Annotated in this window: 15 protein-coding genes; 6 read left to right on the forward strand and 9 right to left on the reverse strand. The window is 70.0% G+C overall.

What is annotated here, in order from left to right; genetic code table 11:
- Positions 1-9 precede the first annotated feature (9 nt).
- The 3 genes from VHD82_RS13670 to VHD82_RS13680 all read left to right on the forward strand — a co-directional run bounded on the left by VHD82_RS13670 (position 10) and on the right by VHD82_RS13680 (position 1,976).
- On the forward strand, positions 10-771 hold the full coding sequence (locus tag VHD82_RS13670) for an enoyl-CoA hydratase/isomerase family protein (RefSeq protein WP_325702215.1): 762 nt from the start codon (positions 10-12) through the stop codon (positions 769-771).
- A 61-nt stretch (positions 772-832) separates the two neighbouring features.
- Entirely contained in the window at positions 833-1,204 is a 372-nt protein-coding gene (locus tag VHD82_RS13675; RefSeq protein ID WP_325702218.1) for a VOC family protein, read from the forward strand.
- 43 nt (positions 1,205-1,247) lie between these two features.
- Positions 1,248-1,976, forward strand: a complete 729-nt coding sequence (locus tag VHD82_RS13680; protein ID WP_325702221.1) for a flavin reductase family protein — start codon at positions 1,248-1,250, stop codon at positions 1,974-1,976.
- A gap of 20 nt (positions 1,977-1,996) precedes the next feature.
- Here VHD82_RS13680 and uvrB read toward each other — a convergent pair whose 3' ends face one another.
- The 3 genes from uvrB to VHD82_RS13695 form a co-directional block, all read right to left on the reverse strand.
- Positions 1,997-4,156 carry an excinuclease ABC subunit UvrB gene (gene uvrB / locus VHD82_RS13685; protein ID WP_325702224.1) on the reverse strand — a complete coding sequence of 720 codons (2,160 nt, stop codon included), beginning with the start codon at positions 4,154-4,156 and terminating at the stop codon, positions 1,997-1,999.
- A 62-nt stretch (positions 4,157-4,218) separates the two neighbouring features.
- Entirely contained in the window at positions 4,219-4,476 is a 258-nt protein-coding gene (locus VHD82_RS13690) for a hypothetical protein (RefSeq protein ID WP_325702227.1), read from the reverse strand.
- 214 nt (positions 4,477-4,690) lie between these two features.
- Entirely contained in the window at positions 4,691-5,950 is a 1,260-nt protein-coding gene (locus VHD82_RS13695) for a PucR family transcriptional regulator (protein ID WP_325702231.1), read from the reverse strand.
- Between the two features lie 60 nt (positions 5,951-6,010).
- On the opposite strand from VHD82_RS13695, the gene VHD82_RS13700 reads away from it, so the two are divergent.
- Together VHD82_RS13700 and VHD82_RS13705 are read left to right on the forward strand one after the other, a co-directional pair.
- Positions 6,011-6,538, forward strand: a complete 528-nt coding sequence (locus VHD82_RS13700) for a DUF402 domain-containing protein (protein ID WP_325702234.1) — start codon at positions 6,011-6,013, stop codon at positions 6,536-6,538.
- A 35-nt stretch (positions 6,539-6,573) separates the two neighbouring features.
- Positions 6,574-7,371, forward strand: a complete 798-nt coding sequence (locus VHD82_RS13705; RefSeq protein ID WP_325702237.1) for a methyltransferase domain-containing protein — start codon at positions 6,574-6,576, stop codon at positions 7,369-7,371.
- Between the two features lie 7 nt (positions 7,372-7,378).
- Here VHD82_RS13705 and VHD82_RS13710 read toward each other — a convergent pair whose 3' ends face one another.
- On the reverse strand, positions 7,379-7,714 hold the full coding sequence (locus VHD82_RS13710) for a hypothetical protein (protein WP_325702240.1): 336 nt from the start codon (positions 7,712-7,714) through the stop codon (positions 7,379-7,381).
- Positions 7,715-7,766: 52 nt separating this feature from the next.
- Positions 7,767-8,951 (reverse strand): dephospho-CoA kinase, encoded by a 1,185-nt coding sequence (coaE, locus tag VHD82_RS13715; RefSeq protein ID WP_325702243.1) that lies wholly within the window; start codon positions 8,949-8,951, stop codon positions 7,767-7,769.
- A gap of 260 nt (positions 8,952-9,211) precedes the next feature.
- On the opposite strand from coaE, the gene VHD82_RS13720 reads away from it, so the two are divergent.
- The gene (locus VHD82_RS13720) at positions 9,212-9,421 is read left to right on the forward strand and encodes a hypothetical protein (RefSeq protein ID WP_325702246.1); all 210 of its coding nucleotides are present in this window, start codon (positions 9,212-9,214) and stop codon (positions 9,419-9,421) included.
- 55 nt (positions 9,422-9,476) lie between these two features.
- Here VHD82_RS13720 and VHD82_RS13725 read toward each other — a convergent pair whose 3' ends face one another.
- The 4 genes from VHD82_RS13725 to VHD82_RS13740 all read right to left on the reverse strand — a co-directional run bounded on the left by VHD82_RS13725 (position 9,477) and on the right by VHD82_RS13740 (position 15,560).
- The gene (locus VHD82_RS13725) at positions 9,477-10,613 is read right to left on the reverse strand and encodes a S1 family peptidase (RefSeq protein ID WP_325702249.1); all 1,137 of its coding nucleotides are present in this window, start codon (positions 10,611-10,613) and stop codon (positions 9,477-9,479) included.
- 115 nt (positions 10,614-10,728) lie between these two features.
- Complete coding sequence (locus VHD82_RS13730) at positions 10,729-11,907, reverse strand: LCP family protein (RefSeq protein ID WP_325702252.1); 1,179 nt, start codon at positions 11,905-11,907, stop codon at positions 10,729-10,731.
- A 324-nt stretch (positions 11,908-12,231) separates the two neighbouring features.
- Entirely contained in the window at positions 12,232-14,538 is a 2,307-nt protein-coding gene (locus tag VHD82_RS13735; RefSeq protein WP_325702255.1) for an ATP-binding protein, read from the reverse strand.
- 41 nt (positions 14,539-14,579) lie between these two features.
- A complete protein-coding gene (locus VHD82_RS13740; protein ID WP_325702258.1) occupies positions 14,580-15,560 on the reverse strand; it encodes an alpha/beta hydrolase in 981 nt (326 codons plus the stop codon).
- Positions 15,561-15,567: the final 7 nt, after the last annotated feature.

Raw genomic sequence — 15,567 nt, forward strand, 5'->3', positions numbered from 1 at the left:
AATCCGGGCGTGACTTCGATCCGGATCGAGAAGACGGGGCCCGTCGCCGTGCTGCACCTGGAGCACGGCAAGGCCAACGCGCTGGACACCGAACTGTGCCGCGAGCTGACGGCCAAGGTGGACGAAGCCGCGCTCGCCGGGCAGCGCGCGCTGGTGCTGACGGGGCGGGACGGGGTGTTCTCGGCCGGGGTGGACCTGCGGCGGATCCGCGACGGCGGGGCGGCGTACGTCCGTAGGTTCCTGCCCGCGCTGTCGGACGCTTTCCTTGCGGTGTTCGGGTTTCCGGGCCCGACGGTGGCCGCGGTCAGCGGGCACGCGATCGCGGGCGGCGCGGTGCTGGCGGCGGCGTGCGACAGGCGGGTGATGGCGTCGGGCGCCGGCCGGTTCGGGCTGACCGAGCTGGCGGTCGGGGTGCCGTTCCCGCTCGTGGCGATCGAGGTGCTGCGCTGCGCCTACGGGAATCCGCTGCTCTCGGAGCTGACGCTCTCGGCTCGCACGTACGCGGCCCCGGACGCGCTTTCGAAGGGCCTCGTGCACGAGCTGGCCGCGCCGGACGCCGTGGTGTCCCGGGGCACCGAACTGGCGCTGGAGCTCGCGGCGGCACCGGAGGAAGCGTTCGCACACACGAAGGCCCAGCTGCACCGGCCGTTCGACGAGCGCATCGGCGAACAGCGCGCGGCCGGCGACGGTCCGGTGGAACAGATGTGGAGCTCACCGGAAACGCTCGCGTCGATCTCCGAATACGTGCGGCGGGTGCTCGAACGCCGCTGAACCGGGCCGGACGGCGTAGGATTCGGCAGATCTTCGTCCCCCCGCGCCCCAGGAGGCGCCGATGCCTCGCCCGGTCCACTTCGAGATCCACGCGACCGAACCCGAGCGCGCGATCACCTTCTACACCACCGTTTTCGACTGGTCCTTCGAACGGTGGGGCGAGAATCCGTACTGGCTGATCAGCACCGGGGACGGCCCCGGGATCGACGGCGGACTGGTGCCCCGGCAAGGGCCACCGCCGGTGGACGACGCGCCGGTGAACGCCTTCCCGATCACCGTCGAAGTCAGCGACCTCGACAGGCTGACCCGCCGGGTGCAGCAGGCCGGCGGCGCGGTGGTGGTGCCGAAGACGTCGATCCCGCGCATCGGCTGGCTCGCCTACTGCAAGGACACCGAGGGCAACATCTTCGGGCTCATGGAGAACACCGGCTGATTCCCGCCAGCACCGGGCCCGCGCGCTGGGCAAGGTGGGGTGCATGACCAGGGAAACCCTTACGCACACCGCTATCGAGCCCGGAATCCTGTACTTCGGCACGCCGGTGGTCCTGGTGTCGACCCGGAACGAGGACGGCACCGCGAACCTGGCGCCGATCTCGTCGGTGTTCTGGCTCGGCTGGCGGGCGGTGCTCGGCATCGGGCGTTCCTCGCAGACGACGCGGAACCTGTTGCGCACCGGCGAAGCCGTGCTGAACCTGCCGTCGGACGCACTCGCGCCCGAAGTGGACCGGCTCGCCCTCACCACCGGCACCGATCCCGTGCCGCCGCGAAAGCGGGAACGCGGGTACTTCCACGTCGCGGACAAGTTCGACCGCGCGGGACTGACCCCGGTGGACTCGGAAACCGTCGCGGCACCGCGGGTCGCGGAATGCCCGGTGGCGATGGAAGTGGTGCTCGAACAGACGCTCCCGGTGGGGGCGACGGTGCGGGCGGCCGGGGTGGGCTCCGGCCCGTCGAGCAGCATCCTGGCCATCGAGACCCGGGTGCAGCGCGTGTTCGTGCACGAGGAGATCCGCTTGGCGGGCAAGGAAAACCACGTGGACCCGGATGCCTGGCGGCCGCTGATCATGAGCTTCCAGCAGCTGTACGGCCTCGGACCGCGGGTGCGGGAGTCCACGCTCGCGCGCATCCCCGAGGAGCGCTACCGGGGCCCGGACATCGACCTCGCGCGCGAGACCCCGCCCAGGGACGGCACCTCGGCCGCGTGACTCGCCCAGTGCGTGGGCCGCTACTTCACGCCGGCCGCGTCCATTCCGCGCAGTTCCTTCTTCAGGTCCGCGATCTCGTCCCGCAGCCGGGCCGCCAGCTCGAACTGCAGATCACGCGCGGCCTGCATCATCTGGTCCGTCATGGACTGGATGAGGTCCGCCAGCTCGGCCCGCGGCATGGTGGAGACGTTGCGGTCCACCAGCACCCCGGAACTACGGCCACCGCCGCCCTGCTCGGGCTTCTTGCCGCGCGAGGAGTTGCGGCCCGAACCGCCGACCTCGACCTCCCGTTCGGAGTCCTCGGCCTCGGTGTAGACCCGGTCGAGGATGTCGGCGATCTTCTTGCGCAGCGGCTGCGGGTCGAGCCCGCGCTCCTCGTTGTAGGCGACCTGCTTGGCGCGCCTGCGGTTGGTCTCGTCGATGGCGTACTGCATCGAGTCGGTGATCTTGTCCGCGTACATGTGGACCTCACCGGAGACGTTCCGCGCCGCACGCCCGATCGTCTGGATCAGCGAGGTACCGCTGCGCAGGAAGCCCTCCTTGTCCGCGTCGAGGATCGCGACCAGCGAAACCTCGGGCAGGTCCAGGCCCTCGCGCAGCAGGTTGATGCCGACCAGCACGTCGAAATCGCCGGAACGCAGCTGCCGCAGCAGCTCCACCCGCCGCAGCGTGTCCACTTCGGAGTGCAGGTAGCGGACCCGGATCCCCAGCTCCAGCAGGTAGTCCGTGAGGTCCTCGGCCATCTTCTTGGTCAGCGTGGTGACCAGCACCCGCTCGTCCTTGTCGGCCCGCTCGCGGATCTCGTGCACCAGGTCGTCGATCTGGCCCTCCGTCGGCTTCACGACCACCTGCGGGTCGACCAGGCCCGTCGGCCGGATGACCTGTTCGACGAACTCGCCGCCGGCCTGCCCCATCTCGTACGGGCCGGGCGTGGCCGAGAGGTACACCGTCTGCCCGATCCGCTCCGAGAACTCCTCCCAGGTCAGCGGCCGGTTGTCCGTCGCGCTCGGCAGCCGGAACCCGTATTCGACCAGGTTCCGCTTGCGGGACATGTCGCCCTCGTACATCCCGCCGATCTGCGGCACCGTCTGGTGCGACTCGTCGATCACCAGCAGGAAGTCGTCCGGGAAGTAATCGATCAGGGTGGCGGGCGCGGAGCCGGCCGGGCGGCCGTCGATGTGGCGTGAGTAGTTCTCGATGCCGGAGCAGAAGCCGACCTGGCGCATCATCTCGATGTCGTAGGCGGTGCGCATGCGCAGCCGCTGCGCCTCCAGCAGCTTGCCCTGCTTCTCCAGGTCCGCGAGCCGCTCCTCGAGCTCGGCCTCGATGCCGCGGATCGCCTTCTCCATCCGCTCCGGCCCGGCGACGTAGTGGGTGGCCGGGAAGATCCGCACTTCGTCGACCTCGCGGACGATGTCGCCGGTCAGCGGGTGCAGGTAGTACAGCTTGTCGATCTCGTCGCCGAAGAACTCGACCCGGATCGCCAGCTCCTCGTACGCCGGGATGATCTCCACCGTGTCCCCCCGGACGCGGAAGGTGCCGCGGGCGAAGGCGATGTCGTTGCGCGTGTACTGCACGTCGACCAGCGCGCGCAGGAACACGTCCCGGTCGACCTGGCCGCCGATCTCGAGCTTCGTCGACCTGTCGAGGTAGGACTGCGGGGTGCCCAGGCCGTAGATGCAGGACACCGACGCCACCACGATCACGTCACGGCGGGAGAGCAGGTTCATCGTGGCGGAGTGCCGCAGCCGCTCGACGTCGTCGTTGATCGACGAGTCCTTCTCGATGTAGGTGTCGGTCTGCGCGATGTACGCCTCGGGCTGGTAATAATCGTAATAGCTGACGAAGTACTCGACCGCGTTGTGCGGGAACAGTTCGCGCAGCTCGTTGGCCAGCTGGGCGGCCAGGGTCTTGTTCGGCGCCATCACCAGCGTCGGCCGCTGGACCCGCTCGATCAGCCAGGCCGTGGTGGCCGATTTACCGGTGCCGGTGGCGCCCAGCAGTACGACGTCCTTCTCGCCGGCGTTGATCCGGCGCTCCAGCTCGTCGATGGCCGCGGGCTGGTCACCGGCGGGTTTGTACTCGCTGACGACCTCGAACCGGCCGCCGCTGCGAGGGATGTCGGAGACCGGGCGGAACTCGGACTGGGCGAGCACGGGGTGTTCGGTTGCGAAAGCCACGACTCCAGGGTACGAGTACCCACCGACAATTTTTGATGCGGCGCTGCTCGGTTCGCGGGAGTTCAGTGCAGCCGGCGGTGCGCGCGACGCGCCGAGCGGGTGAGGCAGGCCTCGCAGGGCATCCCGCAGATCCGGTCCAGCACCTCGGCGTCACCGGGGATGATGAGTTCGCCGCAGAACGCGGTCAGGTACTCGGGGATGGGGCCGCTGTCCGGGATCGGCACGAGGTGCGAGACCCGTTTGCACTCGCCCGCCACACCGCGACGCAGGCGGACGACCGCGACCACTTCGGTCGGCTCGGCGTGGATGACGTTCCCCATGCCCGGAAGCCTAAACCGGAATAATCGCGAACGCTTCGTGCCAATGGCCCAATGATCACTCGACCGACTGGTGCGAAAGACCGAAAAACGCTCCTGACCGGGGTCTCTGGCCCCCTAAATCCAGCACAGCGCGAAAATCGGGAAACCCCGGATCCACCGAACGGGTTAATGCGCCGCGACTAATCGCGGCGCAGCGCGACCCCGGCTGATGCGGTCACTCCCCCACCAACACCGCCGAACCCAAACGCCGACACAACTTCAACGCCAACTCCACATCCAACCGATGCTCACCCACCGGCCGCCCCAACGCCTCCTCCGCCCTACGCACCCGATACTGCACCGAATTCTTGTGCATCACCAGGCGCGCGGCGGCTGCTGTGTAGCTGCCGCCGGTCTCCAGGAACACCCGCAGCGTCTCGCGCATGCGCTGGTGCTGCTCGTCGTCGGCGGCCAGGGCGCCGAGCGTGTCCACGACCCAGCTGCGGGCGGCGGCCATGTCGGAGGTCATCAGCGACAGCGCGCCCACGTCGCGGAAGGTCAGCACGCGGTCGCAGTCCTCCCCCGCCGCCGTGGCCAGCCCGTGTACCCGCACGGCCTGCCGGTGGCTGCGGCGGAACCCTTCGATGCCCTCCCCCGGATCACCCACGACCAGCCGGACCTTGGGGTCGGTGTGGCCGAGCACCTTGCGCAGGTGGTCCTCTTCCGGCAGCACGGGCCGCTCCAGCGGGAACCAGACCCAGGCGCACAGCGCGTCGTAGGGCACGACGAGCGGCGGACCCGTGGTGGGCAGGGTCTCGCCGATCTCCGTCGCCACCGTTTCCAGTGCGCCCAGCGTGTTGCCCTGCTCGGGTTCGGCGGAGAACCACACGATCGCGGCGAGCTGGCTGCCGCGCAGCCGGTGGCCCAGCGCCTGTTCGGAGGCGTCGACCTCGGTGCTACCGCCGGACAGCAGCGCGCGCACCCTCGCGGCGCGCACCGCGCTGCGGTTCAGCAGCCAGCGGTCGCGCTCCTCCTGGTAGGCGGACACGACCTGCTGGGTGACCCGGTCGATGAATTCGAACGTGACGGTCAGCGCGCGGCTCATCATCGCGCCGAGCAGTTCGCGGTCGTAGGCCTGCAGGGTGGCCTCGTGCAGCGCGTGGTTGAGGATCGCGGTCTGGCCGAGGTAGTAGGCACGGATGAGGTCGATGACCGGGGTGCCGCGCTGCGCCAGCCGCCGCGCGTACTCCATCGCGGCCGCGGGCGCCTCGACACGCGCCGGATCGATGCCGTGCTGGAAAATCCGCAGCGCGGTGTCGATGTTCTGGTACAGGCTGGCCGAAAGCAGGCTCACGACGCTCTCGTCGTCGTGCACCAGGTGCGGCAGCTCGCGCGCGTAGAGGGCGACGAGATCAGCGGTCAGTTCGTCGATCTGCCCGCTGAGCCCCGTGGCAAGGCGGGCGACCTGCTCACCGACGACCGCTTCCTCCAGCACCTGATCACCATATCGCCGTGACACTCGTATTGGTCCTGTAAACCCGCGAAGATGGCGTGTATGGCAGATCACGCGGAGAGGATCCACCCGCCGAAAATCGAGATTTTCGACGTGGCGAACCGGACGAACGTCGATCCCAAGGGTGTCGTCCGCGAGGTCGAAGAGTACCGGGTCGAACCGTTCGGCCTCTACCTCGCGCGTCCCACCCCCGGCAGGCCGAACTTCCACTACCTCGAATCCTGGCTGCTGCCCGGGCTCGGCCTGCGGCTGAGCGACTTCTGGTTCACCCCGGGCAACGAGCGCGACCAGGACTTCTACCTCGACGTGGTGGACGTCGAGGTGGACGGCGACCGCTGGCGCTCCACCGATCTCTACCTCGACCTCGTGGTCCGGGAGGGCCGCGGGGTGGAGGTGCTCGACACCGACGAGCTGCTGGCCGCACAGTCGGCCGGGCTGCTCAGCCCCGCCGACGCCCGCCGGGCGCTGGAAATCACCTACCGCACCGTGGACGGACTGGCCGCGCACGGGCACAAGGTGCACGACTGGCTGTCCACAATGGACATCGAGCTGTCCTGGCGGCGGCACTGACACCGGCCGTCCGGGGTTTGCTCTAACGTCGGGACATGCCGATCTACACGCACGGGCACCACGAGGCGGTGCTTCGCTCGCACAGTGTCCGGACCGCGGAGAACTCCGCCGCATACCTGGTGCCGCAGCTGAAAACGGGCCAGTCGCTGCTGGACGTGGGGTGCGGCCCGGGCACGATCACCGCGGACCTGGCGGAGCTGGTGGCGCCCGGCGAGGTGACGGCGGTCGAGCCGGAGGCATCGGCACTGGCGCTGGCCGATCGCACCGCGAACGAGCGGAACATCCGGAACATCCGGTTCGAGACGGCCGATGTGCACGCGCTGGAGTTCCCCGCCGACCGCTTCGACGTGGTCCACGCGCACCAGGTGCTGCAGCATGTGCACGACCCGGTGCAGGCGCTGCGCGAGATGCGGCGGGTGGGCAAACCAGACGGTGTGGTCGCCGCCCGCGACGCCGACTACGCGGCGATGACCTGGTACCCCGAGGTTCCCGCGCTCGACGAGTGGCTCGCGTTGTACCGGCGTATCGCCCGGCACAACGGCGGCGAACCGGACGCCGGGCGGCGCCTGTTGTCGTGGGCCCGGCAGGCGGGGTTCAGCGAGGTCGTCCCGAACGCCTCGGTGTGGTGCTACGCGACGCCCGCCGAGCGCGAATGGTGGGGCGGGATGTGGGCCGACCGCATCCTGGACTCGGCGATCGCCGGACAGGCGGTTTCGTACGGCTACGCGACACGCGCGGACCTGGAGCGGATCTCGGCCGGCTGGCGGGAATGGGCCTCGGCCCGGGACGGCTGGTTCACTGTCCTGCACGGCGAGATCCTCTGCCGCCTGTAGCTGGGTTTCAACAGGGGAAGGCCTCGACCTTGGCGCTGTTCGCGAGCGCCGGGGGCAGGGTGGCGAGCACCCGCTGCGCCGCGGCGGTGTCCACGACGGTGACCCGGATTTCCTGGGGATCCGAAGTCGGGACCGTGATCGTGAGCACCCCCTCGAGCCGGCGCACGCCGTCCAAGCCCACCGGGGGTACCCCTCGCACGGTGATCACGGCGTCACCACGGCACGCTCGCCCCGAAACGGTCCGGGTGAACAGGTTTCCCACGCCCGCCACCACGAAGAACACGGCCACCACCGCGACACCGAGCAACACCCAACCACGCCGGGACGACATGCCCGCGAGCATGCCACCTCACCACGCCCGGCGGGAACCCGGCGACCGCTTCCGGCCAACGCGCCTACGGGGTCCAGGAAGTCGCGGCGGCCCAGGCTTCCGCACGTGCGAACGCGGCGTCGACCCAGGCTTGTTTCCTGGTCGCGTACGCGTCGATGGTGGGGTCTCCGTCGAGCTCCTTCGCCAGTGCGCGCTTGACCTCCGCGTAGGCCGCCAGCTCCGCGGGGTTCTGCCGCAGCCAGTCCCGGAACAACAGTGCGAGCCGCCAGGCCGGGGTCTCCCGCGAGCGCACGTGCAGGTTCACCGGGCGGCCCGGGTCGGCGCCGTAGTGGAAGCGTTTGGGCCAGTTTTCCCCGCCGTCCTGCGGGAAATCCCACCAATCGCCCGAAGCGCGGACGAACCCGGCGTCGGACAGTTCCCCGGCGAACGCGTCCGCATCCTCCAAAGTGGACACTGTCACCTGCAGGTCGAGAATGTCCTTGGCCGGCAACCCCACGACGGCGGTGGAGCCGATGTGGTCGGCCCGCTCGGCGCGCTCTTCCACCACCTGGCGGATCCGGGCGAGCGCGCGTTCGGCCTGCGCCGGCCAGGTTTCGTCGTACGGCGAGATCACCGGGCCTGCCGGCGGACGCGGGCGGCGCAACCGGATGTTGGCCTCGAAGGGCACCAGCCGGTCGGCCCACAGACGGTCCACTTCGGCCAGCACGATGTCCTCGGTACCGCCGTTGTCGAGCCAGATGTCGGCGGCGGCGCGGCGCTGTTCCTCGGTGGCCTGGGTGGCGATGCGGGCGCGGGCGTCCTGTTCGGTCATTCCGCGCAGTTCGATCAGCCGCTTCACCCGCGTTTCCTCGGGCGCGTGCACCACGACGACCACGTGGTAGTTGGCCGTGTAGCCGGCCTCGACCAGCAGCGGGACGTCGTGCACGAGGATCCCGTCGGCGGGCACCTGCGCGACGAGTTCGGCCGTGCGCGCGCCGATCCGCGGGTGGGTGATGCTGTTGAGCAACTGCCGGGACTCCTCGTCGCGGAAGGCCTTCGCGGCGAGCGCGGGCCGGTCCAGCGAACCGTCCTCGGCGAGGATTTCCCCGCCGAACGCCTCGACCAGCGCGGCCAGGCCCTCGGTGCCCGGCTCCACGACCTCGCGGGCCAGCCGGTCCGAATCGACCACCACGGCCCCGTGCTCGGCCAGCCGCCTGGCGACCGTCGACTTACCCGCCCCGATACCTCCGGTGAGCCCCACGCGCAGCATGCCCGCATTCAATCAGGTGCCCGTGACTGCCGGACACGGAACGGGGTCTTCGCTGGTCGTGATCGAACCACTGTGCCGTTCGTTACCAACCCGACCACAGTCACGGCGGAAACGGGTTGCTACCAGCATGTCGGCTGCGGACCGTATCCGCCTGCTTTTGGTCGGATCGGTAATACGGGTGACACGCCGGGCCCGTTGCTTCGTATCGCGTCCCCCATTGCGTAGCGTGCGCGGCGGAAAGTCGCCCACACGGAGGAACGATGTCAGCGAGCAAGCCCGGGAGGCACCGTCTCGGCACACCGGGGCTGGTGCATTGCGTCCTGCATCGCCCGGTGGCACTCGCGCTGGAGGAGTACCGGCGCACCTGGCTGACCGCGCTGCTCGTGCCCGCGAAACACAGCTTCGCCGGCCTCCGCCGCCGCGCCCGCGCGGCCGCGCTCGAGCGCGTGTGGGTGCCCGCGACAGCGTGAAAAGCATGAAACAGGGCACTCCCGCGCCGGAGTGCCCTGTTCAGCGTGCGTCCGGTCAGCCGGTGACCAGCGACAGGCCGTAGGCCGAGAGGATCTCGTTGACCGGCTGGAAGAAGGTCTCCCCGCCGCTGGTGCAGTCACCGGAGCCACCCGAGGTGACGCCCTGTGCCTGGCTGCCGCTGACCCACGAGCCGCCCGAGTCGCCCGGCTCCGCGCAGGCGTTCGTCTGGGTCAGCCCGGAGACGGTGCCCTCCGAGTAGTTGACGGTCTGGTTGGTCGCCTCGATGGTGCCGCAGTGCCAGCCCGAGGTGGACCCGGAGCGGCAGACCGACGCGCCGACGCCCGCCGCGGTGGAGCCGGTGACCGTCACGTCACCGTTGCCGTAACCGTCCACAGTGGACGTCGGGGTCCAGCTGGAGTTGGTCTTGACGTAGGAATAGTCGTTGCCCGGGAAGGAAGACGCCTGGAACGTGCCCATCGCCGAGTCGTCCGCACCGGTGACCGTGTCGCCGGCGCTGCCGCAGTGCCCGGCCGAGACGAACCCGCCGCTGACCGAGAATCCGACCGAACAGCGGGCGGCGTCGTTGATGTAGTAGGCGTCACCGCCGATGATGTTCCCGGCGTAGAGGCGCGGCGCGGTGGTGACCGAGTCGACCCGCACCGGGCCCGCCGCCTTGGCGAAGTCGAGGAACTTCTGCACGTTCGCGTCCGCGGCACCCTGCTTGACGGTGACGACGACGGAGTTGGCCTTCTCGTCGACATACCAGCCGGTGACGTCCTCGGGCGCGGCCTGCCCGGCGTAGTTGTCGATGGCCGACTTCGCCGCGTCGAGCGCGGCCTGCGTGTGCGCCACGTTGACGACGTCGGCGCCGGTGGCCTGCACGGCCGCGGTGCGCGCGGCGTCGGTGACCGCGACGACCAGCTTGCCCGTCGCGGCGTCGTACCAGGCGCCACCGAAACCGGCACCGGCCGCGGATTGGGCGGCGGGTGCCACCGAGGTCGCGGCGCTCTCCTGCGCCAGCCGGGTCCGCACCTGCTGGGCGGTGAGCCCGAAGTCTCGCTGCATCGCGTTCAGTACCGGCTGGGACGCCAGCGGCGCCGCGGCGGCAGAGGGCGTCAAGCAGACCGCCATCGCGGCACCGGCGGCCAGTCCGGCCACCCCGATGGACTTCACCAGGTTCGTTCGCTTCATTCGATCGCTCACTTCGTTCGAGTGCAGGGACCAGGTCGCGCGACCACGGTCCGAGTGTCACTCGCGGGAGCCCGGTACCGAAACCCGGCAAAAGTAGGTTGGTGAATATCCGCCGTCAGTTGACGCAGCCGCTGAGGTCCGTGCTCGCGGCACTGGGCACGATCGAGGCCGACGTGGCCGGCGGCGCACCGCTCGTCGCCGCCGCGGCCGCGACCGACGGCGCCGCCGAACTCGTGCTCGCCGGGGCTTCGCCGAGCAGGCCCTGGATGAACGTGCGGACCTGCCCCGGGTCGACCTTCACCGCGTCCCCGTCGTACGGGGTCGGCAGGCTCAGCGACTGGACCGGGATCGTGGCGAACGTCAGCCCGTCGGAGCTGAGCCCGCGCATCTGCTGCGCGAACCCGAGCACGTCCCAGCCCTGGTCCAGCGTCACCGACTGCTGCACGGCCTCGATCAGCTTCTCCAGTTTCACCGGGTTCGCCAGTGTGCCCGCGCCGAGCACGACCTTCGCCGCGCTGGCGAGGAACGCCTGCTGCCGGGCGATGCGGTCGAGGTCCCCGTTGGGCAGGCCGTGCCGCTGCCGGACGAACTCCAGCGCCTGCGTGCCGGAAACGGTCTGCTCGCCCGCCGGGAAGTCGGCGCCGGAATAGCTGTCGTGCACCGGGTTCTTGAGGCAGACCGGCACCCCGCCGACGGCGAGGCTCAACGAGTAGAACCCGACCAGGTTGACCGCCGCGTAGTGGTTGATGGTCAGGCCGGTGAACTGTTCGACGGTCTGGATCGCCGTGCGCGCCCCGGCCTGTGCGGCCTGCTTTTCCAGTGCCGCGCCGGTGACGCCCTGCGCGCTGAGTTTGTTGTACGCCTCCTGGCGGCCGTAGGAGTACGCCGCGTTGATCTTGTGCTTTCCGTAGCCGCCGGCGAGCTGAACGTAGGAGTCACGCGGGATGGAGATGGCCGTGGCCTCGCCGCCGCCCTCGGGGATGTGCAGCACGATCATCGTGTCGGTGGTGTCGCCGCCGTCACTGGAGTCACCGGCGTGCAACTGGTCGAGCACGTTCTGTGGCAACGGATTGCCCTGCGCGTCGGTCCGGGAGTCGAGGCCGACGAGGAGGATGTTCTGTTCCGGGACATAGGTGGAGCCGGCCGTGCTGGGCAACTGTGCCGCGGGCTCGATGACGTCGGCGCTGGCCAGACCCTGCAGCCGGCTCACCTGGCTCCACGCGTAGCCGGTGATTCCGAGTACCAGAAGTGAGGCCAGGCCCAGCACGCCGTATGCGAGCGGCTTCAAGCGCACGCAGGCCTCCCCCGATTTTTCACCCGATCTTGCTACGCCATCATCCCGCTCTTTTCTGACAGTTTCCTGTGAATTCCGCGGCGCCCGGATGTGAACTTCGTGTCACGGGGTGGAATGAGCGCGGCGGGCACGCCGTCACGGGCAGGCTGGGCGCACGCCCGCCGCGCTCGACCGGACGGCTCCCGAGGGGGAGGACGGTAGCCGGCCGGCTGACTTCGGGTATGCGACAAGGGTGCGCCGCCCGTAGCCGTCGCGGGACGGGAGAGCTACCGATCCCGGTACGTACTTCACTTGCCAGAGCGTAATTTTCACCGACCGGAACGCTCACACCCCGGCGGCGCGGTGCTCCGCCAGCCAAGCGGCTATCTGCGCCCGCGACGTGAATCCCAGCTTCGCCAGGATGTTCTCCACATGGGTCTCCGCGGTGCGCTGGGCGATGACCAGCCTGGCCGCGATCGCCCGGTTGCTCAGGCCGTCGGCGACCAGCTCCGCGATCTCCCGTTCACGCCGGGTCAGCCCGCCGGGACGGCCGTGCTGCCCACCGGCCGCGGGCCGCGGTTTGCCCGGTTTCTGCGCCAGCGCAACGGAAATCGCCTCTTCCGCGGTGATCCCGGCGGTCGCGTCGAATGCCCTGGCGAACGCGCGGGTACCCAGCGCCTGCCTGGCCTGCGCCGCGCACAGCTCGTCGAACGCCTGGTACGGACTGGTTTCGGCGACCCGCGGTCCGCTGACCCGCCAGACCGCGTGCGCCGCGCCGAGCAGTCCGGCCGCACGCTGATGTTTCCCGGCCGATCCGGCGCACCACGCCAGCGCGCCGATCGTGAACGCCAGCTGACTCCGGTCGGCGGGGCGGCTCGCGATCGCGTCCTGCAACAGGACGGCGGCCCGGCGATGCGCGCCGCGCCGCCACTCGTGGATCGCGACCGCCCACAGTGCGTACGTTTTCGACCAGCCCGCCCGATGTGTCTCGCACAGCCCGAGCGCGTCCTCGGCCATGGCCAGTCCCGCGTCGTCCTCCTGCAGGAACGTCACGGCCGCGAGCAGTACCAGCGTGTTCACCACCTGTTGCAGGTCACCGGCCGCGCGGAAACCCCCGAGCGCTTCCTCCAGCAACACCCGTCCCGTCACCAGATCCCCGGCGAAGAACGACGCCATCCCCGAATCCTGTGCGCAGCCGGCCCGCAACTGGTCGTCGTCGAACTCCTCGGCCAGCGTGCGCAATTCACAGAGCATGTCGCCCGCCGCTTCCGGTTCCCCGGTCTGCAACGCCATGAACGCGCCCGCCGCCAGCGCCCTGCCACGGGCCGGGGTGCGCGCCGTGTCCAGCGCCAGCGCGGAAGTCAGCCAATGCCTGCCCTCCAGCACGAAACCGCCCGCGTACCAGAAGTTCCACAACGAGGCGGCGATCTCTGTCGCGTCAACGACGTGCGCGGGGACGGTGACGCAGTACTCCAGCGCCTCACGGACGCTCGCGTGCTCGCGACGGAGCCGTTCGACCCACTCGAGCTGGTGCGGGCCGAAGGATTCGGCGCGGAACCGCCGCGCCAGCGCGACCCAGTACGCGACGTGGCGCGCGCGGACTTCGTGCTCCCGTCCCGATTCGGCGAGCTTCAGCTGCCCGTACTCGCGAACGGTCTCCAGCATCCGGTAACCCGCCATCCGGCCGTAGGGTCCGTTGCGGCGCAGCAGAATCGACTTGTCCACCATGCCGGCGACCAGATCCAGCACGTCGGTGACGGTTATCCCGCCGCCCGCGCACACCGCCTCCGCCGCGTCCAGGCCGAACCCGCCCGCCAGCACCGAAACCTCCGCCCACACCGTCCGCTCGGCCGGGGTGCACAGCTCGAAGCTCCAGTCGAACGTGGCCCGCAGGGTCTGCTGCCTCGGCGCGGCGGTGCGGTTTCCGTTGGTGAGCAAGTGAAAACGATCGTCGAGCCGCTGCAGGATCTGCTCCGGGGACAACACCCGCAGCCGCGCCGCGGCCAGCTCGATGGCCAGCGGGATCCCGTCCAGCCCACGGCAGATCCGCGCCACCGTCTCCCGGTTCTCGTCGTCCAGGCTGAAACCGGGCAGCACCGCGGCGGCCCGGTCGGAGAACAGCGCCACCGACTCGCTGTGCGCACGCCGCTCACCACCGGGCACCGAAAGCGGCGGCACCGTCAGCACCTGCTCGCCGTCCGCGCGCAGGAGCTGCCTGCCGGTGGCCAGGATCCGCACCCCGTGGGTGGCCGAGAGAAGTTTCGCCGCCAGCGTCGCGGTGGCGGCCACGACGTGCTCGCAGTTGTCGAGCAGCAGCAGCAACCGCTTGTCCGCCAGGTACTCCGCGAGCTCCGCGACGTGCCCGCTCAGCCCGTCCGGCAAGCCCAGTTCGGTGGCGATGGTGTGCGGCAGCAACTCCGGGTCCGTCAGCTCGGCCAGCCGCACGAACCACACCCCGTCGGGGAAGGCGCGCCGCAGCCCGGAAGCCGCGCGCAGCGCCAGCCGCGTTTTGCCGACCCCGCCCATTCCGGTGAGGGTGACCAGCCGGGACACGCCGAGCAGGCGTTTGGTCTCGGCCAGTTCGCGGCGGCGGCCGACGAAACTGGTCAACTCGGCCGGCAGCCTGCCACCCTGGCCGAATGGTTCGGGCACGGCAAAAGTGTAGGCCGGAATGGGCGCTCCCGGGCGGCGGCTCAGGCCGAACGCAATCGCGCGAAATCACCACCGAGCGCACGTAGTTGGGCATTGACTTTCCCCGGGTGTTCCAGTGGAAACGCATGACCGGCGGACGGCAGCACCACCAGCCGCGCGGACGGTACCGTTTCGGCGATTGTTTCGCTTTCACGCCAAGGAGTCACGGTATCGTCCGCACCCGCCATCACGAGGCAGCCGACGTTTCCGAGCGCACCCAGCGCGGCCCTTTTGTCGTGTTCACGAAAACTCGGCAGGAAATCGGCGAGCACCTCCAGCGGGACGGATTCGATCATTTCCACCACGAAATCGGCGAGCCCAGGACGTGCCTGCGCGGAGAACGCATACCGGGAAATGAGCGAATGCGCCAGTTCCCGGACCGGCGCCGCGCGGAGCACGCCCGGGATCCTGCGCAACCCGGCCAGCGCCGGCGGGCCGAGCCGGTGCGCCAGCGCCAGCCACGGATCACTGGCGACCGGACCGGCGCTGGTGCCGAGCAGCGCGACGGCGGTGACCGGATCGCCGAACAGGTCCGGCCGCCGGCCTGCGAGCGCCATGATTCCCATACCGCCCATGGAATGCCCCACCAGCACCACCGGGCCGGCCGTGCGCGTCTGCTCGAGAACGGCGAGCAGATCGCGGCCGAGCTGGTCGATGGTGGCGTGCGCGGCAGGCCCGCGCCGGGAGCGGCCGTGCCCGCGCTGATCCCAGGTGACGACCCGGGCGTTCGCGGCCAGCGCGGCGCGCTGATAACACCAGCAGGCGCTGGTGAGCGCGTAGCCGTGGCAGAGCACGTAGGTGACCGGCGCGGCCGGATCCCCGGAAATCTCGGCATACAGCTCTGTACCGTCGTCGGCAAGGACCAGGCACGACCGGGACGGACCGGCGGCGGGGACGAGCGGCGTGACACGGCCACGGCCACCGACAAGACCCCAGGTGGCGGCCCGCACCAGCGAGGCGCCCAGAGGCGGAGCGAACTTCACGATTCTC

Origin of the sequence: Amycolatopsis sp. (assembly GCF_035546795.1) — a bacterium.
In the GTDB taxonomy this organism is placed as follows: Bacteria; Actinomycetota; Actinomycetes; order Mycobacteriales; family Pseudonocardiaceae; genus Amycolatopsis_E.

Coding starts and splice junctions, on each gene's coding strand:
- VHD82_RS13725 (WP_325702249.1), bottom strand. CDS start 10,613: ATGAAGCGAACGAACCTGGTGAAGTCCATCGGGGTGGCCGGACTGGCC.
- VHD82_RS13700 (WP_325702234.1), top strand. CDS start 6,011: ATGGCAGATCACGCGGAGAGGATCCACCCGCCGAAAATCGAGATTTTC.
- VHD82_RS13680 (WP_325702221.1), top strand. CDS start 1,248: ATGACCAGGGAAACCCTTACGCACACCGCTATCGAGCCCGGAATCCTG.
- VHD82_RS13710 (WP_325702240.1), bottom strand. CDS start 7,714: ATGCTCGCGGGCATGTCGTCCCGGCGTGGTTGGGTGTTGCTCGGTGTC.
- VHD82_RS13675 (WP_325702218.1), top strand. CDS start 833: ATGCCTCGCCCGGTCCACTTCGAGATCCACGCGACCGAACCCGAGCGC.
- VHD82_RS13690 (WP_325702227.1), bottom strand. CDS start 4,476: ATGGGGAACGTCATCCACGCCGAGCCGACCGAAGTGGTCGCGGTCGTC.
- VHD82_RS13720 (WP_325702246.1), top strand. CDS start 9,212: ATGTCAGCGAGCAAGCCCGGGAGGCACCGTCTCGGCACACCGGGGCTG.
- coaE (WP_325702243.1), bottom strand. CDS start 8,951: ATGCTGCGCGTGGGGCTCACCGGAGGTATCGGGGCGGGTAAGTCGACG.
- VHD82_RS13705 (WP_325702237.1), top strand. CDS start 6,574: ATGCCGATCTACACGCACGGGCACCACGAGGCGGTGCTTCGCTCGCAC.